The sequence below is a fragment of the Rhodococcus sp. IEGM 1381 genome (assembly GCF_030056795.1).
GTDB lineage: Bacteria > Actinomycetota > Actinomycetes > Mycobacteriales > Mycobacteriaceae > Rhodococcoides.
In genome coordinates, this window is record NZ_JASHKQ010000001.1 from 1,337,957 (window position 1) to 1,364,136 (window position 26,180).

A 26,180-nucleotide genomic window follows, 5' to 3' on the forward strand; every position below is an offset into this window, starting at 1 on the left:
GGGTGGGCCAGGGTAAAGTCGCCGTGTGACTGCGGACGACATGGGTGGCCTGGGGCCCCAGCACTTCGATGTGATCGTGGAATGGCGTGATCAGGATGTGGTTCTGGCCGTGTCCGGTGAACTGGATCTGGTGACTGCTCCGGACTTGTCCGAGTCGGTTGCTCTCGTGCTCGAGAAGTCGCCGACGGCGGTGGTGATCGATCTCAGCAACGTGGGATTTCTCGCATCCGCCGGTATGTCTCTGTTGGCGTCCACGCATCAGCAACTCGGCGGCGAGGCCGGGTTCGCGGTGGTCGCAGAGGGTCCGGCCACCGGTCGTCCACTCACTCTGGTCGGTCTGGACGAGGTGTTCGGAATCTATGCAACGGTCGACGAAGCATTCGTTGCACTTCGTAAGGGTAAATCCTGAACTTTTGGGTAGACGGGATTCATGATGGCGACACTCTCCGGAGGTGACGACTCACGTACCGACAGTTCGATCTCGACGGCAGGCGCGCGAATGGAAGAACTGCTGTTCACCGGCGAGCCTGCCGACGCTGATCGAGCGTCGGGCATTCGTCGTGAGCTCGGTGAGTGGTTGGACAGCGTTGGCGTCGATCCGGATCGGGCTTACGACGTGGTGTTGGCGACGTACGAGGCGATAGCGAACAGCGTGGAGCACGCCTACCGTGACCACTCCGACCGTGGGACTCTCGACATTCGAGTGCTGTGTGCGGCGGAGGGTCGTATCGACGTGAAGGTGGTCGATCGTGGGGATTGGGCGTCGCACAACTCCGATCCCAATCGCGGACGTGGCGTCCCGTTGATGCGGGCATTGGCCGACACGGCGGCGGTCACCTCGGATCAGAACGGCACGACGGTACACATGATCTGGGATGCGATCAGTAGTTCCTGATTTCTGCGGCACACTGGTGGCATGGTCGACGTGGACATCGCTACAGCAGACAAGAAGAAGTTAACCCTCCCCAACCTCAGAGTGTTGTGGCTGTTCATCGCGCCACATCGTCGCACTCTCTTCTTGGGTATGATCCTCGGCTTGATCGGCACCGGAACCGCCTTGGCCACGCCGATGGTCGCGAAGGGTGTGCTCGACGGCCTGGGCACCGACAGATCTCTCGTGCCGCCCGTGCTGATTCTCGTGGCTCTCCTGGTCGTGGGGTCGACTGTTCTCTACTTTCAATGGATCGTCTTGGGCGTACTCGCCGAACGAGTCGTGCTCGACGCCCGCAAATCCATCGTCCGTAAATACTTCGGCGCGACGGTGGGGAGTCTCGGCACTCGGCCCACCGGTGAGCTCGTCACCCGGGTCACCTCGGACACCGTGCTGCTGCGTGAGGCGGCGTCGAATGCGCTGGTCAGCATAGTCAACAGCCTGGTGGGTCTGGTGGGCGCGTTGATCCTGATGGCGGTACTCGACTTGGTTCTGCTCGGCGCGATTGCGTCGGCCATCATCGCGATCATCATCTTGTTCTCGCGGCTCATGCCGCCGATTGCCGTTGCGCAGCGCCAATCCCAGGAGGCCGTGGGCAGGCTGGGCGGAATTCTCGACGGTACGTTGCGCGCGATTCGGACCGTCAAGTCGAGTCGGGCCGAGATGCGCGAATCGGAACGGGTCATCACCGAGGCACGGACCTCGGCGCAGTTCAGTGTGCGAGCGGTCAAGATCTCTGCGCTGGCCTCGACCTTCGCGGGTGCGGGAGTGCAGCTCGCCATCATCGGCATTCTCGGTCTCGGCGGATATCGCGTCAGCATCGGTGCCCTCGCAATCTCGAGTCTGATCGCATTCCTCCTCTACGCTTTCCAGGTGATCGGCCCGGTTCAGACGCTGGCGACCAACATCACCGCCCTTCAGGCCGGCATGGCCGCGGCTGCACGTATCCGTCAGATCGACGACCTGATCGTGGAGGTGGGCGTGGAAGGTACGGGGCCGGCACCCTTTGCGGGGGACACCGATGCTCCGGCACTCGAATTTCGCAGCGTCACAGCGCGGTACGCGCCCGGCCGAAACCCCGCAGTGCGCAGTATCGACCTCGAGGTTCCGGCCCGCGGACACACCGCGATCGTCGGCCCGTCGGGTGCAGGCAAGACCAGCGTGTTCTCACTGATCCTGCGCTTCCTCTCGCCCGAGAGCGGTGAAATTCGCTTGGGCGGCACGCCTTACGGACAACTGACCATCGACGAGGTGCGTTCCCGGTTGTCCTACGTGGAGCAGGAGACACCGGTCATTCCCGGCTCGGTCCGCGAAAACCTGCTGTTCAGCCATCCCGATGCTTCAGAGGATGACATCTGGGCGGCGCTGAAGTCGGTTCACCTGGACAAGACCATCCGAGAGTTGGACGACGGTTTGGACACCGATCTGATCGGTTCTACCGTTTCGGGTGGGCAGCGGCAGCGAATTGCGTTGGCTCGAGCCATCGTTCGTCGCCCGAAGATTCTTCTGCTCGATGAGGCCACGGCCCAGGTGGACGGACGTACCGAGGCTGCCATTCACGAGGTGATCAGGTCGATCGCCGCAGATTCCGCTGTCGTCACCATCGCGCACCGCCTCTCGACCGTGTTGGACGCCGATACGATTCTGGTGATGGAGGACGGGGTGGTTCGAGCGCGCGGCACTCACCAGGAGCTGATGGGCAGAGACGACCTGTACCGAGAACTGGTAGCGGCGTTGCGGATCGGCGACAACTCCGAGCTGAACACGGCCATCTGACCGCCTCGAGGTGAGGGCTGTCCCTACCGTCCGGATCTGGTGGTGGTGGCCTCGTCCGCGTCGCTTTCGGGCTCGGTCGAGGTGGTCGTTCGGTCGGCGCCGGTGGTGGTGCGGCGCGAGCTCCGCGTCGTCGTCTCGGACCGATCCGGAGTGGTCGTCGTGGGACGAGCGGTGGTGGGCACCGCAACCTGCCACGTGGGGGACGGGGGCACGACGACGATCGTCGAGCTCGGTGACGCCACCACCGAGCTCAGGTTGTCCGACTTCAGTGCGGGTGGACGCACGGTCTGGTTCGTATCGTCGAACGCGCCGCCCAGAGCACCGATGGTCAATCCGACGGCGATGGCCACTCCCGCGCTTGCCACTGCTGCCAACGCGATGACCTTGTCGCGCATGCACAGACCCTAACGCCGTGGCCGAACCCGGATGGTCGGCAATGATGCGAGAACGTTACCTCAGCGAGCGAAGCGATGAGGGATGGACGTTCATTGCGGCGTCAACCGCAGCACGGTGGGTAACGCCTCCGCGATCAGTTCTCCGGCCAGCTCGTACTCCGAGGTCTCGCGGCGGTACGGATCTCCGATGTCCAGCGTGTCGACCCGATGAACCGCCCGCGCACCCGCGAGCGTCGCAATCGAGTGTGCGCCCGACGCAGCGGCCAAGCCGGATGCTTCGAGGAGGGTGAACGTACGACGCATCTGCCGCGGCGCGAGGGCCAGAACGGCGTCGCGATGGGCCGCCGTCATCGTCAGGACCAGGTCTGCGTCGGCAGCGATCGCCGGTGTGAGGCGTCGGGCAACAAAACCGTCGGGATCGCCGCCGAGCTGAGTCAGCACCATCGCGGCCGTCGGGTCCATGGCGTGACCGGTCAAACCCTGGGTTCCGGCGCTGCTCGCGACCACGTCGAACCCGCCTTCGTGGGCGAATGCGGCAGCGAGTCGCTCGGCTGTTGGAGATCGGCAGATGTTCCCGGTGCAGACGAACAGAACGCGCATGCGGCAACTGTAATGGTGTGGTCTACGCGAGATGTCGCGTCCACTGGGGCGCAGTCGCGGGACGCGCTACAGTGTGCCTTTGGGGGGATCGAGACTGGTTCGTGATACCGGGTCTCGGCGTGTGTTCACGGGGAATTCGACAAGAGGCGGGTAATGACCGAAGTTCTCGGTGTGTCGGTGGGGGCCAGTGCGGTGCGCATGGCTCGCCCTGACGTGCGCCCGCAGAATTCGGGTCGTCTGGGTTTTCACCACGACACCGTCGACGCCTACTGGGACCGGGCCGAGGAGTTGGCGGCCGAGTCGATCGGGGTGGTGCTCTCGCAATCGGGCAACGGCGGCCCCGTGCAGGCGACCGGAGTTGCGTACCGCGACCAGCAGCAGTTCGGTGAGATCCAGCAAGCGATGGCGAGTCAGCGGCTCTACAACTATCGGCTGGTGCCCGAGGCGCGTGCGGCGTTGCAGTACCTGGAGGCGTCGGGCGAACTGGGCCACTTCGGCACGATCGGTCTCTACGACCTCGGCAGCTCCGGGTTGACGATCAGCGTCATCGACCGGGGCACCGGCCAGGTACTGCTCGCCGAGCGCACCATCGACATCAGCGGGGACGACTTCGATCGGCTCATCTCGGACAACCAGCTCGCCAAGCAAGGCGTCGACATTGCCGACAACCAGGAACTGAGCCAGTTCACTGCACGTTGCCGCGTGGCCAAGGAGCAGCTCTCGACCAGTGGCGCGGTGTGCCTGCCGGGCGACGGCGGCGTCATTCTGATCTCACGCGAGGCGTTCGAGTCGCTGGTGACCGTTCCGATCGAGTACTCGGCGCGGTTGGTGCGCGACGTCATCGGGCGGTCACCCAAACACGTCGACGCCCTCGTCCTCATCGGCGGCGGAGCACGTATTCCACTGGTGGAGTCGATCCTCAGCGCGTGGATCGGCCTTCCGGTCATCACCCCGGCGGATCCGGAATCCGTCGCTGCCCGCGGCGCGGCACTGCTCGCGACTCCGGTGGCCGACGCGCCGCGTCAGCCGACTCCGCCTCCAGTCGTTCGGCAGTCCTCGTCCGAGCCTGCATCGTTGTCCGGAGCTCCGGACTGGTTGAGCCCCGAACCCGCCGACAAGCCGATCGACTCCAAGCGAAAGGTCCGCGGCGCGGTCCTCGTCGCGGGTGGTCTCGTTGCCGTCGCCGCGCTGGGGTTGTCTCTCGGGTACGGCGGTAGTTCGACGCAACCGACGAGCGCTCCCGCAGAAACGACTGCCCCGATCACGGCGGTGCCCACCACGCCGAGAACGACGGTCCCGCCCACCAGTGCGCCGCCCACCACCACCACCGTGCCGCCCACTACGGAGGCCGCGCAGGCTCCCGCACGCACCTATTCGGAGCCGGAGTACGTGCCGCCTGCTGCGCCTGCACCTGCTCCGCCGCCGCTGATCCCCGGCCTTCCGCAGATTCAGCTGCCGCAGATCCAGTTGCCGCCGCCACCGGTCTTCCAGTTGCCGCGCTTCTAGCCCGCTTTCGCCGTCGGCCCGGTTCAGGGCAGCTGCAACTCGGCAAGAACCGCCAGGTGATCGCTATCGGGGATCGCGAGCGGCTGGACCGACAGAGCACGAACGGTCTCGCTCGTCACGACATGGTCCAGGCGTGCCAGTGGGCGCTCCGAAGGGAACGTGCGGAACAGGCCCGCGCCCGCTGCGTCGGCCGCGTCGGAGAACGGAGACGACGCCAACGTTCGGAACTGCCGGTGATCGTTGGTGGCGTTGAAGTCTCCGGCAATGATGGCGGTGTCCTGGTAGGTCTCCATGATCGACCGCATCCTGGCCAGGTCGGCATCCCATTCGGTGGTGTGCCGGGGCGTTGCCGGCGACATCGCATGGAACGAGACGAGGGTCAGATCCTGCCCGTCGACGGTGGTTCGTGCCTGTACCGGTACGAAGCCGAAGTTGTCGAGACGGGTGCCCTCGGTCAGGGGGGTGCGGCTCCACAGACCGGTGCCGTCGGCCACCGGCAACGCAGCGGTGAAGGAGAACGGGAGTAGTTGGTCGATACCCGCCGCCTGCAGATCGGTCACTTCCTCGGGCGTCAGTTCCTGGACGGCGAGGATGTCCACGTCGTTGTCACGTACGGCGTCGACGATGGCGGCAGCGTCGGCGTCCCCGTGCGCGACGTTGACGGTCAACACAGACAGCTCGGGGCCGGAGTTGTCCGGCCCGTCGGCCAAAAACATCGGCACTTGTACTCCGACGACAGCGATGGTGAGCACCACAGCGACTGCCGACCCGATGCGGGCGCGGGAAGCGGCGAAGAGGATCACTGCGGCGAGCGAAGCCGCGCCGAGATAGGGAGCTCCGACCACCAGTGCGACAAAGGTGATCTCGGTCACACCCACCTGCCGGACGGCGAACACCCCGAGGGTCGCGGCGACGAGAGCCCAGCCGACGACCTGCGCCGCGGTGCGAATGAAACGGCGCATCGCCGCGGTACCTCCTGTTGCGTGCCCGAGTTGGGCATGGATGTGTCCGGCGTTGTCTACACTCGCCATGTGCCCAGCTCAGAGCCGATATGCAAGTGCCATCACGAACAAGCTGCGCACCGGCATTACCGGCGTGGAACCGACTGTTCGCTGTGTGACTGCCCGCGTTTTCGGGGTCCTGTACCGGTTCTGTCGAGATGGTGGCCCAGAAAGTAGTTCGCTGGACGAAAACAATCCTACCGTCCGATCCTGTGCGAATAATAAATCCAGTCGATAGGATTGGGGTCTTGGATACAGGCAATACGGACAAATGCGGCTCGGGGACCGTCCGACATTAGATCCGGTAGGAGAGGCGTCATGTCGAACGATGCAGTGCTGGACAGGCTCGGAACCGGATTGCGGGTCCTCGAGCTGGACCCCATCACGTACCGACCGCACCCGATACACAATCACGACCGCATCTGGACCGAAACCAACTGTTACGTCGATCTCTGGATAGAGGTACTGCATTCTCTCGGCGCGGATCCCACTCCCGCTCTGGCGTTCGTGCTCAGTGCCGGGTGCGACGGCAGGCAATGGGACTTCGTGAAGATCTTGCCCGAGGACCTGCGCACTCTGTACGGCATCGACGTGGCCGAGATGAACGTATGGCGGCCCGTGCTCGAGCATGTGGTCGAGGGCCTGAACGACGGCATCCACGTCACCGTCGAGGTCGACGGCTTCTGGCTGCCCGACACTGCAGGCACCAGCTACCGAAACCAGCACACCAAGACCACCATCGTGCCGAACCTCGTCAACCGGGAGGACAAGGTGATGGGGTACTTCCACAATCGTGGGTACTTCGACCTCACCGGGGCCGACTTCGACGGGATATTCAACCTTGCTCCCGAACCGCATGCCGAGGTGTTGCTGCCCTACGTCGAGCGGATCCGAGTGGACTCTGCGGTGCTCGACGCCGGATTCGGTGATCGAGACCTCGGCGTCGCTCGCGCGCACCTGGCACGGCGGGCACCGGGAAACCCGGTGGATGCACTTGCCCGGCGCATCATGGCCGACATTCCGCTCGTCCAAACCGCCGGGTCCGACGCCTTCCACCTGTGGTCGTTCGGACTGCTCCGCCAATTCGGAGCCACCGCGGAGCTCGCGGCGAATTATGTGGAGTACCTCGACGGCCGTGGCGCAACGGGTGCTGCCGCGGCAGCGCCGCACTTCCGCGATGCCGCCTCCGGTGCCAAAGCCGTGCAGTTCCGAATGGCACGCGCCGCACGCGGCCGGGACGTCGTGCTCGACGAGCCGCTGATCGAGATGAGCAAGAACTGGGCGGTAGCCATGGATCTCGTTGCAGGTGCCGTGGGCACGTGATCGATCTGCTCGACGACGCTCGGTGGCGGCTGGCCCGAACCGACGCCGGTTCCGTTCTCGACCCCGGTGATCTACCCGCCGATCTCGACTGGATCGACGCGGAGGTGCCCGGCACGGTGGCGTCGGCCCTCGGCGGGTCGCTTTCTGCAGTGAACCCGGACGATCACGACTGGTGGTTCGTCGCGGACGTCTCCACCGCCGACCACCGCCGGGTACGAGTGACGTTCGGCGGCATCGCCACTCGGGCCCAGATCTGGATCGACGGCGACCACCGTCGAACGGTGACGTCTATGTTCGTTCCCGAGATCGTCGATGTGACCGAATGCGGCCCGACGGTCCGCATTGCCCTGCACGTCGAATCGCTTGTTGCGCAGCTGAAGTCCCGACGTCCACGAGGGCGATGGCGATCGTCGTTGATCGCAGCACAAGGGCTTCGGCACGAGCGCACGACGATGCTCGGCCGGGCACCCGTGTACGGTCCGCTGCCGATCGCCGTCGGACCGTGGCGGCCGGTGTCGATGACGCCGATTCCCGACATTCGTCGCAGCGAACTGTCGACGGCTGTTTCCGGCACCGACGGCATCGTGGTTCTGCGCGCTGAGCTGGGTTCCCCGGGTGTGGCTCGAATTTTGATCGACGACAACATGTCTTCGGTTCACACAGTCGAGCTCGGCACGGTGGCGCACATCGATTCGACTCTGACGCTGCCGGATGTCGAACTGTGGTGGCCGCACACGCACGGCCGACCGCGAACGTACCGGGTGGCGCTCGAGATCGACGGCACCGTTCATCGCATGGGGGTTGTCGGATTTCGTACGGTGGAGCTGGACCGCACCGCGGGCGGCGCGCAACTCGTGGTCAACGGAGAGGATGTGTTCTGCCGAGGTGGGACGTGGACGCCGCTGAATCCGGTGCGGTTGTGGTCCTCGGAGGCAGACCTGCGTGCCGCGCTCGAACAGCTCCGATCCGCGGGTCTGAACATGGTGCGGGTGGTCGGCACCTTGGTGTACGAGCAGCCCGAATTCTGGTCGCTGTGTGCAGAACTGGGCATCATGGTGTGGCAGGACCTCATGTTCGGCACCGTCGATCCGCCCACCGACGAGACCTTCACGGCGTCGGTCGCCCGCGAGCTCGATGCGTTTGCCGATGCCGTGTCGGCCAACCCGGCGCTGATGGTCGTCAGCGGCGGAAGCGAGACGCAGCAGCAACCGACGATGCTGGGGCTTGCCGCCGAGGACCAGCGAATGGCGATGTTGGACAGTGTTGTTCCCGATTTTCTGACAGATCGCCTGCCCGCGGTGGCGTATGTGACATCGAGCCCGTCCAGTGTGCAGGGCGAATTGCATACGCATGTGGGTGACGGTATCGCCCACTACTTCGGTGTCGGCGGATATCTCCGTCCGTTGTCCGATATCCGCACTGCCGGTGTACGTTTCGCGGCAGAATGTCTGGCTTTCGCCGTTCCCCCGGAACGGTCGTCGGTGGAGAAGTTCTTCGGGTCGGCAGCAGTGGCCGGCCACCACCCGGAATGGAAGACTGCCGTTCCACGCGATCGTGGCTCGTCCTGGGATTTCGAGGATGTGCGAGATCACTACGTGCGCAACATCTTCGGTGTCGACCCGCATCTGATTCGCCGCGACGACGCCGAGTTGTATCTCGATTACGGCAGGGCCGCGACGGTCGAGGCGTTCACCGAAGCGTTCGGCCACTGGCGTCGGGCATCCTCGGGGTGCGCCGGTGCCCTGGTGCTGACGTTGCGGGATACGGTTCCCGGCGCCGGCTGGGGGATAGTCGATATCGCCGGTGTGCCGAAAGCGCCCTTCTACGCCTTGGCGCGGGCAAGTGCGCCGATGGCGCTACTGCTGTCCGACAACGGACTCGACGGTTACTCGGTGGAATTGGTCAACGACGGTCCGGCGCGTACAGGCACGGTTCGAGTGGTGCTCCACGCCTCTCGGGGCAGTCACGAATTCGAGCAGTCGGTGAAGGTGGGCACGAATTCCTCTGTCGCGCTGACGGTGGACTCCATCGTCGGCACGTTCACCGACGTCAATCATGCTTACCGCTTCGGCGCTCGAACCTACTCCGCCGTCACCGCCGCATTCCTGGACGACAGTGGGGTGGAGGTGACGCGAACCACCGTTCTCGTCGGCCCGCAGACCCGGCAGAACACTGTGGGGTTGTCCGCCGAGGTGACCGAGACGGGCTCCGGTACATGGGAGTTGACGGTTCGATCCGAATGGCCGGCGCAGTACGTCTGTGTCGACATCGACGACTTCCAAGTGTCGGACTCGTGGTTCCACCTGGCACCGAACGAACCCCGGACGTTGACTCTCGTCGGTAGTGGAGCGGGTGCGCCACGTGGGCATGTGCGTGCACTCAACTCCGTGGAGCGGGCCGCGGTGGCACCGAAGGTCGTGAGCGGCTTGGGTCATGGACTGAACTCGTAGTGGGCTACGAAGTTTCGTGCACGTGCCGCTAGCGGCTCGTGCTGAGTTTTCCTCGGGCATAGCCGATTCCGGCCGCGCCGACGCTTGCCACCACGGCCATCGCACCCCAGGCACGCACCGGATTGCCGCGGGCAGCGGCACTGGTTTCGCGACCGACTGCGCGAGGCAGGATCTTGGCGGTGTAGGCACGCTCCGAGGACAGGGCGTCCTCGGCCCCGATCAAGCGGGCGATAGCTGCCTTCGAGACGCCCTCGGCGTAGCTGCGAGTGATGAGGTAACGCGGACGAGTGCGGTCTGCGCTGACCGTGTGATCGACGACGATCGAGGGATCGAAGACGATCTGGGCATCAGGATGTGTCTGACGGAGACGGATGCATAGTTCCGTCTCTTCGCAGCCGAGCGGAACACGACCGATTCGGCCGATGCCGGAGACGAAACCGCCGAGTGCGACGATCGGTTCACGGCGGAACGACATGTTCGCGCCCATGAGATTGCGGACCTGAGCGGTTTCCGTTGGCTGCCCGCGGTAGGTGCACCCGACGACCCAATCGAGTTCGCCGGGTTCACCCACTACCTCGGCCGGTAAGAAGGCTGGACGTTTGTCCGGCCATACCGGGTATGCAGAGCCCCCAACGGCGTACACGGCATCGTCCGAGTAATGGGACAGAATGGCTCCGAGCCACCCTGTGGTGCGCGGTGACGCGTCGTCGTCCAGGAAGACGACGATGTCACCGGTAGCGAGATCCAATGACGTGTTGCGCGCACCGGACAAGCCGCGCGGTTGGTTGTTCTCCACCACGTTCACGGTGTGGTGCAGCGGCAAGAACTCCTCGCGTGCGCGCTCGGCCAGCTGTGCGTTGTGATCGATGACGACGATCAATTCGTCGGCCGGCACGGCCTGGTCGACGACGGCACGCACGGCGGCCCGAAGTTCGGACCACCGAGCCAACGTATACGCGCAGATGACGACCGAGGAAGTCGGCAGACTCACGCGGTCCTCTCGCGCAGTTCGAGAACCTCGTTGTACGACTCCAGGGCCTCGAACTCGAGATCCATGTCGGTACGAGCATCGATCGACTCACGCAACGGGCGAACGATGGACTTGCGCTTGATGCGGCGAGCCCGCATGCGCTCGGTCATCAGCGTGCGCAGCACTCGGAAGCCGTCGGAGAAGGTGCGCAGGTTGCTCTGGCCGTAGATCCGGGCCAGCTCGACGCTCGGCACCTCTTCGATACGAACGGAAGCCTCGGCGAAGCGGCAGTTGATGATGGTCTCGATCTCGAAGCCGTCGCCCCAGAGCATCATGCCCTCGGCTCCGGGCTGATCGACTACGGGCAGATCCAGCACCGGCACCAGGTCGCGCCAGAAGGCGTTGTAGCCATAGCAGAGGTCGGAGAAGCGGGTTCCGAACAACGTGTTCGCCACCAGGTGCAGGCCGCCGTTGCCGGCGCGACGCAGCGGCGTGATGTCGTGGCTGCCGCCACCCTCGCAGAACCGACTGCCCTTGGCGAAGTCGGCACCGGCGGTCAGGGCCTCGACGAAGCGCGGGATCTCGGCAGCGTCGGCCGAACCGTCGGCGTCGAACATGACGATGATGTCGCCGGTGGCGGCCTCGAAGCCACAGGCAAGCGCGTTGCCCTTGCCCTTGCGGGTCTGCTTGATGATGCGGATGTCGCCGCGGATCTCGCGAGCGGCGTCGATGGTGCCGTCGACGGATCCACCGTCGACGAGCACGAGCTCGTAGTCGTGGGAGAGCAGGGGGAGGACATGGCGAAGGTTCGCGGCCTCGTTGAGCGTCGGGATGACGACACTGACGCGGGGATTTTGACTGTTCAACATATCCATTCCACATGGGTCGAGTGCGATGGGCAGATGTCTCCGAACTCCGTGAAACGACCCCCGCCGCATCCACAGACAGTGTCCCGACGCTCGTTGTGAAGCGTGAGAACCTGTTTCCATTGACTGAAACTAAGCTTAAAAGAAGCTACGAGTTTGTCAAGCTGCAAACAAACCAACTGCGAGATTGTTTGGAGACGCTCGTCATAGTTTGCGACTCGGCTACCGGGATCGGTACTGGTAGACGATCGTGTCGGCATCTTGGTACCGCACCGACCACGCCGAGTTGGTGCGCAGCCACTGCCGGAAACGGTTCACGGCGTCGTCGGGAACGAACCCGTAATAGTGCATCGCTTCGAGCGACTGCCGAGTCAACACCATGTACGTCGGCGTATCGCTGATCGACGCGTTGTAGTCGATCTGGCCGAGCTTCTCCGGCGTCGGAAATCCCTGCATGTACTCGGGGCCGAGAGCGTACAGAGGAACGTCCCAGTAGTCGTTGGCCTCGGTCAGCCGGCCGTAGTCCGATGTCGACCGAGCCGGGTAGCCCGAGGAGTAGAGCATCGTGACGGCGGTGCCGGAGGGCGACTGCGCGGCCACCGCGCGGGCGTCGTCGATCTGGTCACGATGCTCGAGCACGATCGGCCACAGTCCGAAATACGCCTGTAGGCCGAGCACAGCCGAACCGATCGCGCCGGCGGTGGCGACCGCGACCGCGGTGCGGGCGGTGAGCCTGCGGGCCCGCGACGGCCGGTCCTGAGACGGCTGGCGGTCGAACAAGGCGAGGAACATCGGCGTGATCAACAGGACGCACCCGGGGATCGCGTAGAGGTACACCCGGAAGATCGCCTCTCCGCCGTAGCTCTGCCCGGCGAGCAGCATGATCGAACCGAATGCCATCACCATCGGGGCCCAGAACGTCTTCTTGGTACGCCAGGCGTAGATCGCCGAGACGAACGCCAGGCCGAACACCCCGCCGGACAGTGCCCGGCAGACCAGGGACGTGATCTGTTTGCCCAGCACGCCCTCTTCCTGGACGTTGCTCGCCGCGTTCTGAACCGGGTCGAACCCCTGGAAGAGCCCGTACGGTGCCACGATCGGCAATCGCGGATACAGATACCCCAGCAGGATGACGCCGAGCGGAATCATCAGCCACCACGGCTTGGCTCGTCGGGTCACCAGCAGTACACCGGTGACGGCCATCAACCAGTACGGAGTCAGCTGATGCGTCGGCACCAGCGCTGCGAACGGAACGATCGACAGGAATGCCGCGGATCGGGTCAGATGCGAGGACATCAGCAGCGCCAGGAAGCCCACGGCGAGCAGCAGCGCCCAGGCCTGCGGGGAGTAGTAGTCCTGGCCCACCCAGTTGATGACCTCGGCAAGCATCGCGGCGGTGATGGCGGCGCGCTTGGTGAATTTCATGACTCGAGCCAGACCATAGATGCACGCGGCGAGCACCACGTGGATCATCGGCGCGAACACGTGCGCCAGTGAGAGCGTGTCGTAGCCGGTGACGTGCTGGAACCACGCCGAGACGAGGAAGAAGCTGGGCCACTCGCTGTAGATGTCCACCCCGCTCGGGGCCAGCCGATTGAGATCGAGGACGAACTCGGTCACGGCGACGTGCTTGTACGTCCAGTCGTAGATCGGCGCGGACGTGATCAGCGTGACGGTGAATCGTTGCACCACGATGGCCAGGCCGATCGCGACCATCATGGTGCGCAGCTGATTCCGCCGCAGGGCGATCAGGAACGCCGCGATGATCAGGACCATGCACAGCACGAGACCCGGGCCGGTGCCGGCGGTCAGCAACCCGAACTGCGAGTACGTCGCTCGTTCGAGACCGGGCAGCATCGGCAGCCACAGAAAGAAGGCCAGTGCGAGAATCAGGCCGGCAACGTTGCGGCGCAGTGTGTCTCGGTCGGTCAGGACGAACTTGGCCGACGCGATGGCGGCGGCGCGTGAAGTCGGTGAGACGACTGCACGTGAACGCGCGACCCACTCGGGCAGGTCGGGACGACCGTGCTTGCGATACCACAGCACCGACGAGCCGATCAGGGCCAGACACAGCCACAACGTCCACATCCGGGGCGACCAGCGGTATCCCCACATCGCCACCGACACCATCAGTGTCACCACCGAGATGCTCAGAATCGGCAGCGCAGCCGGAACCGCGGTACGGGGGATGCGAACCCACGACAGAATCGCCGCACCCGGTCCGAAGAACAACAGGACCGTGAGCAGTACGACGCGAACGAGCGTCGGCAGCGCGATCATCGAGGCCAGACCGGACCCCGCTGCAAGAACAGCGATGTCGGCATAGCGCAGTCGACTGCCCGCGTGTCGCGTCGTGCCGGCAGCGGTATCGGTTGTGCCGACCGGCCATTCGAAGGTCCAGTCGGACGGGACGAACAGCTTGTGCCGCAGGTCCCCGAGGGACCGGTGGCCGGATTCAGTCGAGGACCGGCTCACGGCTCACCCCCGCCAACGGAGTGCGCTCGCGACCTTCGCGCCTGCTGCGCCGAATGGCCGCGGGGCCCTTGGCGATGGACAACAATTCCATTCGGCCGATGCCGTCGGGCAGGTCGGCAGCAAGATCGTCCGGAGGCGACGCGACCTTGCTCATCTTCGCCGACAACCGAATTGCGCTGCCCAGTCGGCGGACGGCGACCGAGGCTGCCAGTGTCGCAGACCTCCGGTTCGTGGCGACGGTGTACAGCCAGGCGCCGAGGCCGAGGCCGTAACCTCTGGCCTGCACTGCCAAAGCTTCGGAGTCGGCGCGATGCCGGTGCCACACGATGGCCGCGGGCTCGTACACCAGCTTGTCGCCCGCCATCAGCACTCGGAAGAACATGTCGAGGTCCTCACCGCCGTTGGTCGGGGAGCCGACTCCCAACGCTTCGTCGAATCCTCCCAGATCGAACATCCGACCGCGGTCCACTGCGAAATTGGCCCCGGTTCCGTACATTCCGACCTGGAACGGAAACAGCGGTACGTCGGCCGGGGGGTTCTTCAGGTCGTACACCCGCGGCGTCACCGAACTCGCCCACCCGACGCGGCGATCGAAGTACGCCTGCGCCTGAGTGCGGATCTCGCCGCTGGGCACGATTCCGGACACGCACGTCACCCGATCGGCTCGTGCGAAACCGCGCGCGATGCTCTGCAACCACTTCGCATCGACGGCGACATCGTCGTCGGTGAACGCGACGATGGTGTTCCGCGCCGCACGCAAACCCGTGTTCCTCGCCCTCGACAGGCCTGCCGTCGGTTCGGACACGACGCGAATGCGCTTGTCGACCAAGCCTTCGACGTACCGCTGCGTCGCATCGGTCGGCGAGGCGTTGTCGACGACGACCACCTCGAAATCGGGGTACTCCAGAGCGGACACCGATGCGAGCGCGCCCTTCAGGTGATCGACCCGATCCCGGGTGCAGATCACTACCGTGATCGGGGGCAGTGCCTGGCCGGGTTCCGGCAGAGCCTCGGGCACCGGAACCTGCGCGAGAGACATCGCCGCCGTACGGACCTCCGCGGCCGGCACTGCGCCGTCGACGACGTCCAGTTCGACGAAGCCGAGCGGGTCGAGTCCGCGTCGGATCAACAGCCGGGCACGGCGATAGCCGTCGGAATCGTCGAGGGCGAGGGACGTCGGAAGTTCCTGCTCCAGGTCGATGTCACCGATCCACACGGCACCGCCCCATTCGGGAGACTGGAGTCTGGGAAGCGCGGGAGGTAACACGGAGGGGATCCTTTCGGGTGACACACAAGGGCAGGTACAGCAGGTCTCAATCGGTGCGATACCGCACCCAGTCGACGGCCATGGTCGCCGGGAACGGCGTCGAATTGTCGGTGGGCCCGGGCCAGTCGCCGGCAACGGCGACGTTGAACAGCAGGAAGAAGGGCTTGTCGAAAACCCAGTAGTCGTCGCCGCCGACGAGGTCGGCCGGGGTGACGGTGGCCAAGGTGGTGTCGTCGACGCCGGTGGTCACGCGGCCAGGTGAGCGTTCGACCCAGTAGGTGTGGAAGCCCTCCGACAGCGGCTCCGGTGGTTTTCCCCCTGCGTCCACTTTCTGGCTGGTCAGCGAATCTGGCTGGGGTGCATGGATTCCGGTGTGGTACTGGTCTGCCTGGTTCAAAGTCTCCATGATGTCGATTTCACCGGAGAGTGGCCAGCCGACGGAGTCCAGATCGGTACCGAGCATCCAGAACGCCGGATGCAGTCCGGCTCCGGCAGGCATCTCGATTCGAGCCTCGACGCGGCCGTAGGTGAACGCCAACTTGTCCTTGGTGGTCACTCGGGCCGAGGTGTAGCCGTCACCGTTGCGCATGGCGTTGATGACCATGTGGCCCTGACCGTCGAGGGATGAATTCTCGGTCGAGTCGGTGTAGTCCTGTTTCTCGTTGTTTCCCCAACCGGTCCGGCCGACATCGTGACTCCATCGGTCGTCCGCCAACGCGTCGCCCGCCGTTCCCGAGAAGTCGTCGTAGACGGTGTATCCGGGCTTGGCTGCCGCGGTGTTCGATGCCGACGTCGTGGACGTGGCGTCGACGCCGCCCTCGGACCCGCCCTCGGACCCGCCCGAGCTATTCGCAATTCCGTACACGGTACCGGTGACGACCAGTCCCAGTACGACGAGAAATGCCAGCACCGATGGCAGACGGCGTCGCGGACGCTCGACGAGCAGCCCGGAGCCGGGGAGCCGCGAGACCTCGACGGTCCCTGTGCCGGACTCCCCGCCCGATGCGGAGTGACGGCTCACGCGGACTCGTCGAGGGTTTTCGGTGCTCGCGTCGCATTGAACTGCGAGACCGAGAGCACCACGACGCCCACCAGAAGGGAGTAGGTAGCGATGCGTTCCATGGAGCCGATGCCGAGTCCGAATTCGTGGCCACCCATGTAGGCGAAATACCCGGCCAGGCCGATGGCACCCAGCGCCGTGACCACGATGCGGATGCTTCGTCGCAGACTCCGGTGCCCACCGGCGATGACGAGGCCGAAGTTCCCGAAGATGAAGAACGCGGTGGCACCGAACGAGTGGATCGGGTAGTTCACGCCCTGGTTGACGACTCCGGCCGTGATCGCACCGGCACCGGCAACGACGAAGAACGAGGCGGCCCTGCCATCGATCCGGCGAACGATGTACCACGATCCGCCCACCGCCGCGATCGCCAGACCGAACAGCGCCATCGAGGCGTTGAGCAGGACGTAGAGCTGGCTGCACGGCCAATCGCCGGCGGGACCGCAGAACGGGATTCCGAGTTCGCTGATGTAATTGTTCCGGTAGCTGTAGAGCCCACGCCACGTGGCCGAGACGATGTACTCGACCAGGACGAACTGCACCACCGACAGACCCGCCCACCGAGCGACGTGGGCAACGAAGCCCGATCGTTTCGGTGCTGCCGTGGGCTCGGCCCGCGACGTCGCGGCGTTCGCTTCGGATTTCGCTTCGGTGGTCATGCGGTCTTCTCCTGAGGGGCGAGCAATGCGAGGGGGTCGGCTGCCACGAGATCGAGTGCTGCCTGCACGGTCTGACTGTCGAAAACATTGTCGTGGAACGATGCCGAGACGAACACGACCGAATCGATGGTCTCCATCGTGATCATCATCGACTCCGGACTACCGGGAGCTGCGATCACGAAGAAGGCTCGATCGGCAGGTTGGGCAATCCAGGAGACTTGCTCCAACTGCCTGACTCTACCGACATCCGAGAACATGAGTTCGACGTTCGGACGCACCGGCACGCGGTCGTCGAACACACCTGAGACCGCTCTGCGCTCGCGCTTGTACTTGATCGTGCTGATCGTCGCGGACGCGATGGGACGGCCCTTGTCGATGGCACCGGACAATGCGTCGTTCACCTCTCGCGCCGAGGTGGGATCGATGTCGGAGAAGCCGATCCCCGCGGCGAAATTACCGAGCACCGCGGTCGACGGCGGCAGGTAGCGACGGCAGTCGAACAGAAATGCTGCAGACCGATCGACCGGAAACGATGTACGCACGAAGGCCGTGGACACGGCCGCGCACATCACGGCACTGACACTCGCACCGGGCAGATGGGATTCTCGCCACCGACGGATCGCGTCGGTGGTGCCCGCCGGCGTCACGGCAACGGCGACCGCGGCGGACGGTGTCCAGGGCACAAATGCCGTCGGCGATGCGGCATCGGATACCGCGGCCGGTTCTGCGGATTCCGAATTCGTGCCGGGGCGAACGCGGCCGTAGATCGTGTCGACAACCTTCCGGGGATTGCGAACAGCCCAGTGCAGCAGTGACTTTCGTAAAGGATGACCCTCCACTGCGTTGCCGGCCCAGGCCGGGAGTGGAGCGTCAGGGGTGGCGTCGGCCAAGTAGGCGAACAGGTCGACCGGCAACAGCGCGTCGCCGAGGCCGTGATTGAGATCGAGGAACAGGTACCGACCGGCCAGCCGGATCCGAACGGGAATGCCGGCCGCGGACTCGTGCGCGAACTCGGTCAACTCCTCGGCCAACTGTTCGTGGTCGACGGACGGTCCCTCGGTGATGTGCTCGACCACCCGATCCGGCTCGAAAGCCCATGCCGCCGATGACTGTTGGGCGCGCAGACCCAGTCGAGTGGCCGGACCGATGGACGCCAAGGCGAGCACGCGGCTCTGCACACGTGCGAGATCGCCGAAATCCGCAGGCCCCAGCACGGTCACGATTCGTGAATCGGACCGAAGCATGTCCAACGAACTGGCTCGATAGATCTGGGTCATGGCGCCGTCCTGTGTTGAGCGTGCACCGGAATGCGACGCGGCGACGGTTCGTCGTGCTGCCGCGGCGCGTCCTGTGGCTCGCTGTGTCGAGGTTCGCGGTGTCCTAGTTCACCGACTATCGGTTCCCGTCGACTCGAGCGAGGGGAGCCGCCGTCCCGATCGTCGATCGGCCCGCGTGGACCGGGATGGTCGGACGGTCCTGCATCGTCGCCGGCCTGGCCGTTACTTCCTGCCGACAGCTCACGGATCCACCGAATCAGCGGCACGATCAGCACGATCGCGCCGAATGCCTCGGCAGCGAGGTAGGCCCAGCCCACGGCCGCGATGCCCATCGACGACGACAGACCGATGGATCCGCCGATGATGATCGACGTGGCCACGACCTGCACGATCACGGCCAATCGCATGCGTCGACGGACCCGCGCCAAACCGTCGTAGAGGGAACCGACCACCGAGAGCGGAATGGTGAGTGCGGCCAGCTGCACGATGATGGTGCCCTGGTCGCGGTAACCCTGGCCGATCAAGCCGAGGCCGAACGGTGCGACGAAGGCCAAGAAGATCGACCCGCCGACAGCAACGACGCACACGAGAGTCATGAACCGTTTGGTCAGGCGGTGGAACTGTTCGGGATGTGCGGCCACCTCGGCGACATACGGGCCGATCAACACGCTGATCAGAATGTAGAGGGCGCTCACGATCGACCAGGTGAGTGAGAAGTATGCGTTCTGCTCGGCTCCGAGGGTGGCGACGACGATCATCGGCACGAGCAGCGGAGCGAGTGAACCGAGTGCGGTGATGCCGTAGGCCGAGCCGAAGTAGGCCCACATTTCGCGTCTGGGCGGCAGATCCGGCTTGCCGGCGTACCGCTGTTCGGTGCGCACGTTCTTCATGATGGCGCGCAGGACGAAGATCGATGCCACGATCGCGGGGACCGCCCACGCCGAGATGATCGAGGTACTGCGCTCGGTGGTGAAGAGCACCAACAGCAAGACGAACTTCAGGACGGCGTGGAAGATGTTCTTGCCGGCCGCCCAGCGTGCGACACCGAGACCGGACGAGGTCTGATCTTGCAGCGCGAACACCGCGAGCACCGCGACGAAGAACGGGAACGTCACGATTTCGGCGGTGTTGGTGAACATCTCGTCTCTGGGGGCAACCAGGAGGAAGCCACCGCCGAGCACGAACGCGAACGCGGTGACGGTGAGGTAGCCGCGTACGATGAACGATTTCGCCAACCGGCCCGAGACCGGAAGGAACCGCTCGTACATCGAACCGAGGCTCAGATTGGACAGCGTAGAGAGCATCACCGCGGACGTGATGACGGCAGACGCGCTGCCGACCTCGGCCACGGGATAGAGGCGGCCCGCCGCTGCCCAGAACAGTAGTCCGAGCGCCCCCGTGATGGCCGTCGAAAGCATCAGTGCCAGCGAATTGAGCGCGAGGTTTCGATCGGACGCTTTCGAGCCCGGTCCCGACTCCGGTACCGATTTCGCGTCGGCACCGGGCATGATCTCGACGGGCCCCGTCTCGATCGAGTACACCGGATTGTGCCGTGGCACTGTGGAAACCTGCATCGTCGGACTGTTCATCAAACCCATGTCGAACCGAGCGGGTTCGACCGGATACCACCGAAGTTGCTCGAGCTGTTCGTGTTTGGGTGGCGCGATCTTGGGTGCGCGATGCTTCACAGCCGGACCCGCCCCACTGCGACAGGCGGCGACGGCGCGGCGATCTCGATGTCGAACGCAGCGGAGGCGGCCGCGATCAGTTCGGCTCTCACGTTCTCCCGCAGATCGCGGCCGTAGAGCGAATGATCACCGGACTCGAAAGAGGTGACAGTGGGGACGGATGCTCGACGCTGCAACCGGCGCATACCTTCCGGACCCCGGTTGGTCTCGAACCAGGTGGCGTCGGAGGGCGAGAGCAGTACCTGCGTCCGAACGCCTCGATCGCTGAGAAGGCGCAACGAGATCTCGGGGACCTGAATCAGTCCGCGCCGGCCGAGCCAGATCCACACGGCATAGGGGATTCGCGGCTGCAATGCATTCTTTGCCGCCACACCCCAGTGGTGCAGTCGATCGAGTGCCCGCGCCCGCAGTCCTGTCTGCTCGGTGTGCATCGAGGAGCGTTTGACGAACTCGAGTCGACGAGTGGTCCAGTCGAGGGTGTTGAGAAGTACTGCCGAGCGCACTCCCATTTCTCGGGCAGCGAAGCTGGAATACCATGACCCCGAGCACATTCCGGATACCAGAATGTTGTCGGGGGAGGCACCCGACTGCCGGACAGCGGTGAGGGCGTCCTCGTTTCCCTCGGGGCTGTAGAGGCGAGTCACCTCCCCATCGGTGACGGCACCTGACTCGCCGGTGCCACGCCGATCGAAGCGCACCGTCGAGATTCCGAACCGGGGAAGAAGCCGGGCCAGTTCCACCCACATGCGCACCGGACCGACGCGGTGCTCGTTCGCGGTGGGGTAGAACACCACGGTCGGCCCACCTGGTAGGCATCGATCCGAGCTGGAACGAATCGCGAAAAGCTCCTGCGCGCCGAGGAATTCGATGCTCTCGTGGATGCCGTCGAGCACGAACTGCTGTCGACGCCGCACCTCGACGTCGTAGGCTGGTCGGCTCGGGAATTTCGACGCCGTCCAGGTGGCTAGGGAGGCGATGTCGGCGGCCGGGATGATGACCTCGAAATCGCTCGGCTCGAGAAAGTCGTCGTGACCGGACAACGTGTGCTCGTCGGCCGAGAGTGCGTCGACGAGTTTGCGTACCGGCTTGGAGTCACCTCGCTCGGCGCGGGTGGCGACCAATACCGGTGCGTCGGTCGTCGTCTTCGCGGCGTCGAGTCCGGCGAAGTCTGCGGTCGAATCGGGATGCAGCACAGCGCCGATGATCGACACACGGGAATCGGCGTCGGAATCGGTGGTGACGCTGACCGAATACAGTGCGCGCTGCTCGTGCAGATACGACCGGCCGCGAACGACCGGATCCCACAGCGTCAACGCGGTGAGTGGCCCACACTCGGCGGCGACCGAACAGGCCAGGAGTGCACCCACGCGGAGGCCGACCAGGCCGACCTCACGCACCCCGCAACTGCGCACGTAGGCGACGGCCTCGACGATGCTGCGCTGCCAGTGTCCGACCGCGCCCGGCCCATCCTGATCGCCCGACGAATCTCCGGTGCCGAAATAGTCGAAGCGCAACACCAGAAGTCCCTGCGCACAGAGCTTCTGCGCCAGCAGTGTCATTCCCCGGTACGAGTCCACCTGCTCCTTGCCGAGCGGCGGGCACAGTACGACGCCTCCGCGCGCCCGGCCGCCGGACGGCACGTGGACGGTACCGAACAGAGGCGCATCGGACGGGCCGAACCACGTCGGGTACTTACCGCCCGCGGTACGAGAGGAGGACGCGGCGGGAACGGAGCCGATGCGCCGAGGAGCGGTGCGGGAACTGTTCACTTCAATTGTCCTTACACGTACACGGGTGAAACGGAATCGATCAGGGGCGCAGTGCAGCCGGCCACGCGGAGCGATCGAGTCCGTGGGTGCGGAGCATCGCCAGCGCGATGCGTTCCATACCGAATCCGACGCATGCACTGTGAGCCGGTTCGCCGTCGACGGTGGCGATGTCGAAGGTGTGGCCGAAGTGGTCGCGGTGGCAGTTGCACGAGACGACCGCGGTGCCGTCGTCCAGATCTCCGTAGAGCTTGACGACCAGTTCGGTCTTGAGGTTCTCGTTGCGCTGGTTCGCGGCGAGCATGCGTCCGGCGCGACCGAAGAACGGATCGTTGGCGATGACCGACTGGGCTTCGAGCCCCAGATCGGCCAGCACCTGCAAACCGCGCGGCACCCAGCGTTCGCGGTGCTCGATCGCCTCGTCGGGAGTGCCGACGCGGACGAACTCGTGCATCCGAAACGCTTGCATCCGAGCGGGATCGACCGCAGGCTCGTGCCGGAAGCAGAAGCCGTAGATGTCCATCAGGGCACCTTCGGCGGGCAGTGTTCCGGTGAGCATCGAGTACGACGGGTGGCAGGCGGCCGAGACCAACATGGTGCCGGCGGAATGCAGAAAGTGATCCCAGTCCTTGCCGTCGGATCGCTCCGCCAACAACGCTGCGTGTGCCTTGTTGTCGCCCTCGAACGTATTGATGGCACCGGTGAGATTGGGGAACGACGCGATGTAGTCGGTGCGCTCGAAGGCTTCCCGCGGAAAGACCGGAGCGAATCGGAATCGCTTGGCCCGGTAGCCGTGCTCGGCCTCCCCGGCCGCGACGACGCGAGAGTCGATGAAATCGATGATGTCCTCGAATTCGCCGCTGCGTCCGTACAATCCGGGAATCGAGCTGGGTACCAACAAGCCGACGTCGATGAGCTCGGCACGGAAAGCTGCTCGGGCGGAATCGAGTTCGCTGAGTTCGGTCTCCGGTGCGGAGTGCGTAGTTGTCATCATTTTCCCTTGTAGACGAGGGAGAGCTGCGAGTTGTGGCCGAGGATGCGCTCGTTGCTCACCATGATTGCGGACCCGTGCGCATCCCGGAGGTGACGGCCGATGCTGAGCTCGCCGCCCTGTCGGTAGCCGGAGATGCCGCAGATCTGCAAGGCCTTGCCGACGATGTCGATGACGAGCGTCGACGCGGTGACCTTGACGTTGTTGATCTTGAGCGCAAAACCGATGGCTCCGAGCTCGGCCGGACTGTCTGCGACGGCCTCGAACTTCGCAGCTGCACCGAACACCGTGTCCACCAGCTGCTCGTGAACCACCATCAACTCCGCCAGACGCAGTGCGCTCGGCGGCGGCGTTCCCGGTGTCTTGCGTGCGGCCTTCTGCACGCACTTGCGCGCCTTGGTCACGGCGGCGTCGGCGATGCCGAGCCAGGCCGATCCCCACAGCACGTGTGCCACTGGAAGCATGGTCTGCGCGGAGATGTCGCCGTAGTTGTCGCCCAGAATGTTCGACGTCGTGGTGCGCGCGGCCAGCATGAAGCCGGGGCTGCAGGTGCCGCGGAATCCGAGGGTGTCCCAGGTGCCCGTCTTCTCGAGCGTCACGTCGGGCTTCTCGCACACCACGAGAACCTGGTCGCTCGGCGGGCTGTCGACGCTGCGTCGCGCCGTCGCCAGCACGATCTGTGCGTACTCGCCGTACGAGATGACAGGTGCGTTCTTGCTCAGGGTGATCTGCTCGCCGTCGTACTCCACCGCACAACTGCTCGAGCGGACATCGCCGCCGATATTGATCTCGGTAGTGGCAGAGGCCACCAGGATGCGATCGGTCACAATTCGTCGCTGCAGGTCTGCCATGGCGTCGGATTTGCCGTGACGGACGATGCTGAGCACCTGCGACTGGTGCATGACGAAGATCATCGCCGTCGATGCGCACTCGGAGCCGAGGGAACGCGAGATGCGGGCGATGTCGGTCAGGGTTGCCCCGCCACCGCCGAACTCGCGCGGAATCCCGACACCGAGCAGTCCGGCGTCGCGCAGCGCATCCACCGATTCGGTGGGGAACCGGGCATCGCGATCGACTTCGTCGGCATAGGTCCGCAGAACGGCCAGCACGTCGGTCATCGACTGGTCGATCGAGCTCTCGTAGACGGTGGTCATGGCTTCAGTCCGTCAGCTGGGCGATGGCCGCGGCGATCGCGTTGATGCTGCCGAACGTCGACTTCTGCAGCATGGTGTCGGGAAATTCGACGTCGAACTCGTCCTCGAGGGCGATCATCACGTTGACGCTTGCGTGCGAGGTCAAGCCGCTGTCGTAGAGGTCGGCGGCGTCGTCGATGCCGTCCACGGGGACCGGCAGCTTTCCGAATTTCTCCAGAACAGTTCGCACCCGAACCACGTCGTGAGCATTGAGCGTCTGCATCGAAAACCTCCACCGATCGCGTTAACCACGAGACCGGACGGCCTCGTAGTCGTCTCCAGGTCCGCTGGCTGTGTGCCTTTTCGACCCAAAGTCTCCCCAGACCCACTCAAACAATATCCTAGATTGTTTAGTAACGTTAGTTCGATGCCCGCATCGGTCCAGTGGACCGCCGTACACTTCGAGTGGAGCGGGGGCTCGTGAGGGCGCCGGACCGGGTGCCGAATCGCAATGCGCAAAGGACTGTCAGGTCGATGAGTGGAGTCTGCGGGGTGTCCGTGGGTACCGGTGCCGTGCGCATCGCGTACATCGCGGACGGGCGCCGCATCGAAGACTCCATCGACGCAGCGGGCGCACACGACCTGCTGCCCGGCAAGCTGGTCGACCACGGCCCGTTCGAGGACATCGTGCTCGCCGGGTGGGACACCGCAGCCGTCACGGCGCTTCTCGACACCCTGGGCGACCGAAGGGTTCCGAAGGCCCGCATGGTCGATGAGTCTCAGGCACTGATGGCCTATGCGCGCACGGTTCCGGAACTGGCCGACAAGGACTACGTCCTGGTGGTGGACCTGGGTAAGAAGGGTCTGTCGGCCACTGCGCTCGACGTCGCAGGCGACTACATCGAGTGGACCGCACGTACCGTCGACATCAGCGGCGATCGCTTCGACGAGGTGGTCCGCGGCATCGTGATGGCCAAGGGCATCCTGCCCGCACCGGTCGGACCGGAGGGCGACGAGGAATACCAAGCCTTCTTCCGTGAACTGAAAGAACTCGTCAGTTCGTCGGCAGGTGTGCGAGCACCGAACCGCGGCCCGATGTTGCTCAGCCGCAAGGAATTCGAGCGCGAGATCACCCCACTGGTGTCCGACGCCCTGGACTGGGCGTCCAAGCAGGCTCCCGACGCGGTATTGCTCATCGGCGGCGGCGCAGGCATTCCCGCGGTGCGCACCATCATCGAAGGCAAATGGAACGTCCCGGTCCATGTGCCCGACGAGCCCGCGATGGCCATCGCCAAGGGCGCAGCGCTCGACGAGAGGCCCGTTCTCGGAGCCGCTGTCGACACCGATGTTCCGGACGCCGGTGTTCTGGATGCGGATGTTCAGGATTCCGGTGTGGGAATCATCACGGTGCCGGACGACGCGTCGGAGCTTCTCGATGCGCCCGGGACCACGGATTTCAGCGCGGTCGACGAATGGATGGTCGACGGCCTGAGTGTCGATCAGCTCGCGACCGAAGAACTGGCGATCATCTCGACCGACTTCGACACTGCTGTGTCCGGCACTGCCGCGGCCGACTCTTCGGCAATCGCGCCCGCGGTTGACGAGCCCGAGGTTCTCGAACCCGATGTCGTCACCGAGCCTGCGCGGCGCAGGACGAGATGGTCTGTGCGCGACGCATCCGTTCTGGCGGCGGTGGCCATGGTGATCGTCGCGGTGGCAGGTCTGGTGTTCACCCGCGGCAACACCCCGGCACCCACCCCGCTCATCGACGAGCAGATTCCGGTCGATGCGGGGTTCGCTGCCGCGCTTGCCGACGCGGCCGGACCGGCCGAAGGTGCAGCTCCCGGGCCGGCTGAGCTGCCTGTCCAGGGGCCGGTTCGCCTGTCGGACGAGGATCTGTACGAGCGGGCCTTCAGCTACGACGGCGAGCTCTACAGACCGGAAATCGGTTCGGAACAGCCGGAGTAGGCCGCACGACGGGAACGAGTGGCTCGGACGGGGAGCGAGACCGGTCTTGCCATGGCTGCTCTGGGGCGCGCGCCCCGT

General features: G+C 65.0%; 22 protein-coding genes. 7 read left to right on the forward strand and 15 right to left on the reverse strand.

What is annotated here, in order from left to right:
- Positions 1-73: 73 nt before the first annotated feature.
- The 3 genes from QM797_RS06515 to QM797_RS06525 are packed head-to-tail and all read left to right on the forward strand — an operon-like array spanning position 74 to position 2,707.
- Positions 74-409, forward strand: a complete 336-nt coding sequence (locus QM797_RS06515) for an STAS domain-containing protein (protein WP_502942296.1) — start codon at positions 74-76, stop codon at positions 407-409.
- Between the two features lie 21 nt (positions 410-430).
- Positions 431-895 carry an ATP-binding protein gene (locus QM797_RS06520; RefSeq protein WP_283274393.1) on the forward strand — a complete coding sequence of 155 codons (465 nt, stop codon included), beginning with the start codon at positions 431-433 and terminating at the stop codon, positions 893-895.
- 21 nt (positions 896-916) lie between these two features.
- Entirely contained in the window at positions 917-2,707 is a 1,791-nt protein-coding gene (locus QM797_RS06525) for an ABC transporter ATP-binding protein (protein ID WP_283274394.1), read from the forward strand.
- 23 nt (positions 2,708-2,730) lie between these two features.
- Here the strand turns inward: QM797_RS06525 and QM797_RS06530 are convergent, their stop codons facing one another.
- Both QM797_RS06530 and QM797_RS06535 read right to left on the reverse strand, forming a co-directional pair.
- Positions 2,731-3,102, reverse strand: coding sequence for a hypothetical protein (locus QM797_RS06530; protein ID WP_283274396.1), 372 nt, complete (start codon positions 3,100-3,102; stop codon positions 2,731-2,733).
- A 90-nt stretch (positions 3,103-3,192) separates the two neighbouring features.
- Complete coding sequence (locus QM797_RS06535) at positions 3,193-3,702, reverse strand: arsenate reductase/protein-tyrosine-phosphatase family protein (protein WP_283274397.1); 510 nt, start codon at positions 3,700-3,702, stop codon at positions 3,193-3,195.
- A 153-nt stretch (positions 3,703-3,855) separates the two neighbouring features.
- Between QM797_RS06535 and QM797_RS06540 the strand changes: the two genes are divergently transcribed.
- Positions 3,856-5,208 carry a DUF7159 family protein gene (locus QM797_RS06540; protein ID WP_283274398.1) on the forward strand — a complete coding sequence of 451 codons (1,353 nt, stop codon included), beginning with the start codon at positions 3,856-3,858 and terminating at the stop codon, positions 5,206-5,208.
- Between the two features lie 23 nt (positions 5,209-5,231).
- Here QM797_RS06540 and QM797_RS06545 read toward each other — a convergent pair whose 3' ends face one another.
- Complete coding sequence (locus QM797_RS06545) at positions 5,232-6,239, reverse strand: endonuclease/exonuclease/phosphatase family protein (protein ID WP_283274400.1); 1,008 nt, start codon at positions 6,237-6,239, stop codon at positions 5,232-5,234.
- Positions 6,240-6,527: 288 nt separating this feature from the next.
- On the opposite strand from QM797_RS06545, the gene QM797_RS06550 reads away from it, so the two are divergent.
- Both QM797_RS06550 and QM797_RS06555 read left to right on the forward strand, forming a co-directional pair.
- The gene (locus QM797_RS06550; protein WP_283274401.1) at positions 6,528-7,532 is read left to right on the forward strand and encodes a DUF1839 family protein; all 1,005 of its coding nucleotides are present in this window, start codon (positions 6,528-6,530) and stop codon (positions 7,530-7,532) included.
- Entirely contained in the window at positions 7,529-9,982 is a 2,454-nt protein-coding gene (locus QM797_RS06555) for a glycoside hydrolase family 2 protein (protein ID WP_283274402.1), read from the forward strand. Before QM797_RS06550 ends, QM797_RS06555 begins: the two co-directional genes overlap by 4 nt.
- A 28-nt stretch (positions 9,983-10,010) precedes the next feature.
- Here QM797_RS06555 and QM797_RS06560 read toward each other — a convergent pair whose 3' ends face one another.
- The 12 genes from QM797_RS06560 to QM797_RS06615 form a co-directional block, all read right to left on the reverse strand.
- Entirely contained in the window at positions 10,011-10,973 is a 963-nt protein-coding gene (locus tag QM797_RS06560; protein WP_283274403.1) for a glycosyltransferase family 2 protein, read from the reverse strand.
- Positions 10,970-11,827 carry a glycosyltransferase family 2 protein gene (locus QM797_RS06565; RefSeq protein ID WP_283274404.1) on the reverse strand — a complete coding sequence of 286 codons (858 nt, stop codon included), beginning with the start codon at positions 11,825-11,827 and terminating at the stop codon, positions 10,970-10,972. Before QM797_RS06565 ends, QM797_RS06560 begins: the two co-directional genes overlap by 4 nt.
- Before the next feature lie 213 nt (positions 11,828-12,040).
- Positions 12,041-14,293 (reverse strand): hypothetical protein, encoded by a 2,253-nt coding sequence (locus QM797_RS06570; RefSeq protein ID WP_283274405.1) that lies wholly within the window; start codon positions 14,291-14,293, stop codon positions 12,041-12,043.
- Positions 14,274-15,560: a glycosyltransferase family 2 protein gene (locus QM797_RS06575; protein ID WP_283274406.1), complete on the reverse strand. Its 1,287-nt coding sequence runs from the start codon at positions 15,558-15,560 to the stop codon at positions 14,274-14,276. Before QM797_RS06575 ends, QM797_RS06570 begins: the two co-directional genes overlap by 20 nt.
- A 46-nt stretch (positions 15,561-15,606) precedes the next feature.
- Positions 15,607-16,581 carry a glycoside hydrolase family 16 protein gene (locus QM797_RS06580; protein WP_283274407.1) on the reverse strand — a complete coding sequence of 325 codons (975 nt, stop codon included), beginning with the start codon at positions 16,579-16,581 and terminating at the stop codon, positions 15,607-15,609.
- Positions 16,578-17,279 (reverse strand): DUF998 domain-containing protein, encoded by a 702-nt coding sequence (locus QM797_RS06585; protein WP_283274408.1) that lies wholly within the window; start codon positions 17,277-17,279, stop codon positions 16,578-16,580. The genes QM797_RS06580 and QM797_RS06585 overlap by 4 nt, the downstream gene beginning before the upstream one ends.
- Positions 17,276-18,556 carry a hypothetical protein gene (locus QM797_RS06590; protein WP_283274409.1) on the reverse strand — a complete coding sequence of 427 codons (1,281 nt, stop codon included), beginning with the start codon at positions 18,554-18,556 and terminating at the stop codon, positions 17,276-17,278. The genes QM797_RS06585 and QM797_RS06590 overlap by 4 nt, the downstream gene beginning before the upstream one ends.
- Entirely contained in the window at positions 18,553-20,130 is a 1,578-nt protein-coding gene (locus tag QM797_RS06595) for a lipopolysaccharide biosynthesis protein (RefSeq protein ID WP_283274410.1), read from the reverse strand. Before QM797_RS06595 ends, QM797_RS06590 begins: the two co-directional genes overlap by 4 nt.
- Before the next feature lie 110 nt (positions 20,131-20,240).
- On the reverse strand, positions 20,241-22,013 hold the full coding sequence (locus QM797_RS06600) for an alpha/beta hydrolase family protein (RefSeq protein WP_283274411.1): 1,773 nt from the start codon (positions 22,011-22,013) through the stop codon (positions 20,241-20,243).
- Positions 22,014-22,053: 40 nt separating this feature from the next.
- The gene (locus QM797_RS06605) at positions 22,054-23,004 is read right to left on the reverse strand and encodes an amino acid--[acyl-carrier-protein] ligase (protein WP_502942270.1); all 951 of its coding nucleotides are present in this window, start codon (positions 23,002-23,004) and stop codon (positions 22,054-22,056) included.
- Entirely contained in the window at positions 23,001-24,155 is a 1,155-nt protein-coding gene (locus tag QM797_RS06610; RefSeq protein WP_283274414.1) for an acyl-CoA dehydrogenase family protein, read from the reverse strand. Before QM797_RS06610 ends, QM797_RS06605 begins: the two co-directional genes overlap by 4 nt.
- Before the next feature lie 4 nt (positions 24,156-24,159).
- Entirely contained in the window at positions 24,160-24,417 is a 258-nt protein-coding gene (locus tag QM797_RS06615) for an acyl carrier protein (RefSeq protein WP_283274416.1), read from the reverse strand.
- A gap of 251 nt (positions 24,418-24,668) precedes the next feature.
- Here QM797_RS06615 and QM797_RS06620 point away from each other — a divergent pair, with 251 nt between their 5' ends.
- Positions 24,669-26,102 (forward strand): DUF7159 family protein, encoded by a 1,434-nt coding sequence (locus QM797_RS06620; protein ID WP_283274417.1) that lies wholly within the window; start codon positions 24,669-24,671, stop codon positions 26,100-26,102.
- The last annotated feature ends 78 nt before the right edge of the window (positions 26,103-26,180 follow it).

Coding starts and splice junctions, on each gene's coding strand:
- QM797_RS06520 (WP_283274393.1), top strand. CDS start 431: ATGATGGCGACACTCTCCGGAGGTGACGACTCACGTACCGACAGTTCG.
- QM797_RS06525 (WP_283274394.1), top strand. CDS start 917: ATGGTCGACGTGGACATCGCTACAGCAGACAAGAAGAAGTTAACCCTC.
- QM797_RS06530 (WP_283274396.1), bottom strand. CDS start 3,102: ATGCGCGACAAGGTCATCGCGTTGGCAGCAGTGGCAAGCGCGGGAGTG.
- QM797_RS06535 (WP_283274397.1), bottom strand. CDS start 3,702: ATGCGCGTTCTGTTCGTCTGCACCGGGAACATCTGCCGATCTCCAACA.
- QM797_RS06540 (WP_283274398.1), top strand. CDS start 3,856: ATGACCGAAGTTCTCGGTGTGTCGGTGGGGGCCAGTGCGGTGCGCATG.
- QM797_RS06545 (WP_283274400.1), bottom strand. CDS start 6,239: ATGGCGAGTGTAGACAACGCCGGACACATCCATGCCCAACTCGGGCAC.
- QM797_RS06550 (WP_283274401.1), top strand. CDS start 6,528: ATGTCGAACGATGCAGTGCTGGACAGGCTCGGAACCGGATTGCGGGTC.
- QM797_RS06565 (WP_283274404.1), bottom strand. CDS start 11,827: ATGGATATGTTGAACAGTCAAAATCCCCGCGTCAGTGTCGTCATCCCG.
- QM797_RS06585 (WP_283274408.1), bottom strand. CDS start 17,279: ATGACCACCGAAGCGAAATCCGAAGCGAACGCCGCGACGTCGCGGGCC.
- QM797_RS06590 (WP_283274409.1), bottom strand. CDS start 18,556: ATGACCCAGATCTATCGAGCCAGTTCGTTGGACATGCTTCGGTCCGAT.
- QM797_RS06595 (WP_283274410.1), bottom strand. CDS start 20,130: ATGCAGGTTTCCACAGTGCCACGGCACAATCCGGTGTACTCGATCGAG.
- QM797_RS06605 (WP_502942270.1), bottom strand. CDS start 23,004: ATGATGACAACTACGCACTCCGCACCGGAGACCGAACTCAGCGAACTC.
- QM797_RS06610 (WP_283274414.1), bottom strand. CDS start 24,155: ATGACCACCGTCTACGAGAGCTCGATCGACCAGTCGATGACCGACGTG.
- QM797_RS06615 (WP_283274416.1), bottom strand. CDS start 24,417: ATGCAGACGCTCAATGCTCACGACGTGGTTCGGGTGCGAACTGTTCTG.
- QM797_RS06620 (WP_283274417.1), top strand. CDS start 24,669: ATGAGTGGAGTCTGCGGGGTGTCCGTGGGTACCGGTGCCGTGCGCATC.